This is a genomic window from Nitrobacter sp. 62-13, assembly GCF_001896955.1.
In the GTDB taxonomy this organism is placed as follows: domain Bacteria; phylum Pseudomonadota; class Alphaproteobacteria; order Rhizobiales; family Xanthobacteraceae; genus Nitrobacter.
In genome coordinates, this window is sequence record NZ_MKRN01000038.1 from 1 (window position 1) to 2,424 (window position 2,424).

A 2,424-nucleotide genomic window follows, 5' to 3' on the forward strand; every position below is an offset into this window, starting at 1 on the left:
GCGGCCAAACCGGCGGCCATCAAGGCCATTCGACATCTTCATGCCGCTCGCGCTCCTTGTCATAAATAAACCCTAAACAACCCCCTAAGCAGGTCCCGCCGGCGGCAAGTCTGCTGGTCGACATGACGCCTCCGCAAAACAGCCTACGAGGCTGGTTAGCTAGAACGCGTCCAAAGCCGCCTCTCTCAAACCATAATTCGTCGCCCCTCGCAAGGACCAAGACAGCAAGCCGGCGACGCTTTTGAACCTTGGTCCGGCGCACCCCCTCCGGTAACCGCATTTGGCCGACGAATCAGAGCGGAAACGCGCCTTTTGCAGCCTTCCGACGCTTGACAGGCGGATTGTCCGATGTAGGCACAGGCGCGGCCGGCACTACAGATTCGGCTGCTGTTCGGGCTGATCCGGGCGGGACCGCCTTCAAGACGCCTTCATTGCCCATCAGGCCAGCGCCGGACCGGTTTGGCCCAAGGTTATGGCACGCGAGAGCAGGGAATCGAGCGGGATGGGGCCTTCGAAACAGTTGACCGGACCCGCGTCGGGACGCATCGCCATGGTTGCAAGGAGACAGCCCCGTGCGCTGATGGGCTGGATCGCCGCCATTCTCGCCCTCGGCTTCGCCGGCGCGGCCTGCGCGCAGGGCGCGGTCAAATCGGTCCATGGCGACTGGCAGATCCGGTGCGATACGCCGCCCGGCGCCAAGGCCGAACAATGCGCCTTGATCCAGAGCGTGGTGGCGGAGGATCGCTCCAATGCCGGCCTGACGGTGATCGTGCTCAAGACCGCCGACCAGAAAAGCCGGCTGATGCGGGTGGTGGCGCCGCTCGGCGTCCTGCTGCCCTCCGGCCTGGGCCTGAAGCTCGACAATGTCGACGTCGGCCGCGCCGGGTTCGTGCGCTGCCTGCCCAACGGCTGCGTCGCCGAGGTCGTGCTGGACGACAAGCTGCTGGGGCAGTTGCGCAGCGCCAAGACGGCGACTTTCATCATCTTCGAGACGCCGGAGGAAGGCATCGGCTTCCCGCTCAGCCTGAACGGGCTGGGGGAAGGTTACGACAAGCTGCCGTAGCGATTTTGATCCGGCGCTGCGAAACTGGTGAAGGTTTGGAAAAGGTCTCCTTTTCGCGGCAATCATGCCTATCTTGAACCTTGACCGCTTCGAACGACACGGAACGGCCGCATATCCGCGTTGAATACGGAGCAAGCCATGACCAGCCCCATCACCACGTCCCTGTTCGACCGTGCCGATCTCGACCGCGACTCCGTGCGCAACGAAGTGGCGCGGGGCCTCGGCGGTGCGGACGACGGCGAACTGTTCCTGGAGTACAGCCAGAGCGAGGCGCTGATGTTCGACAACGGCCGCCTCAAGCAGGCGACCTACGATACCTCGCAAGGTTTCGGGCTTCGCGCCGTCAAGGGCGACGCCGTCGGCTATGCCCATTCCTCCGACGTATCGCTGCCGGCGCTGATCCGCGCCGCCGATGCCGTCGGCGCCGTGCGCGGCGGCTATCACGGAACCTTCGCGGCGGCTCCCACCCGCACCAACGCGCGGCTCTACGGCGATGACAATCCGCTCGACGGCCTCGGCTTCGAGACCAAGGTGAAGCTGCTTGCCGAAATCAACGCCTATGTTCGCGACAAGGATCCGCGGGTGCGTCAGGTGTCCGTCAGCCTCGGCGCGACCTGGCAGGTCGTCGAAATCATGCGGCCGGACGGCGAAAGCTACCGCGACATCCGACCGCTGGTGCGGGTGAACATTTCCGTCGTCGCCGGACAGGGCGACCGGCAGGAAACCGGCAGCCACGGCTATGGCGGCCGCGAGGGCTATGCCCGGTTCATCGAGACCAAGGCGTGGCGCTCCGTCGCCGACGACGCGATCCGTCAGGCCCTGGTCAATCTGGAATCGATTCCGGCGCCGGCCGGTGAGATGGACGTGGTGCTCGGACCCGGCTGGCCCGGCGTGATGCTGCACGAAGCGGTGGGACACGGCCTGGAGGGCGACTTCAACCGCAAGAAAACCTCCGCCTTCGCAGGGCTGATGGGTCAGCAGGTCGCGGCCAAAGGCGTCACCGTGGTCGACGACGGCACCATTTCGTCCCGGCGCGGCTCGCTGTCGATCGACGACGAGGGCACGCCGACCAATCGCACCGTGCTGATCGAGGACGGCATCCTGGTCGGCTACATGCAGGACCGTCAGAACGCGCGGCTGATGGGAATGAAACCCACCGGCAACGGCCGCCGCCAGGATTATGCCCACGTTCCGATGCCGCGCATGACCAACACCTATATGCCGGCGGGCGATCGCGACCCGGCCGAAATCCTCGCCTCGGTGAAGAATGGCATCTACGCCGCGAATTTCGGCGGCGGTCAGGTCGACATCACCTCGGGCAAATACGTGTTCCAGTGCACCGAGGCCTACAAGATCGAGAA

General features: G+C 65.0%; 2 protein-coding genes. Both read left to right on the forward strand.

What is annotated here, in order from left to right:
* Positions 1 to 580: 580 nt before the first annotated feature.
* Positions 581 to 1,063 carry an invasion associated locus B family protein gene (locus BGN91_RS04625; RefSeq protein ID WP_292610946.1) on the forward strand — a complete coding sequence of 161 codons (483 nt, stop codon included), beginning with the start codon at positions 581 to 583 and terminating at the stop codon, positions 1,061 to 1,063.
* Positions 1,064 to 1,201: 138 nt separating this feature from the next.
* The coding region (locus BGN91_RS04630; RefSeq protein ID WP_292610948.1) for a metallopeptidase TldD-related protein at positions 1,202 to 2,424 on the forward strand (1,223 nt) is incomplete at its 3' end.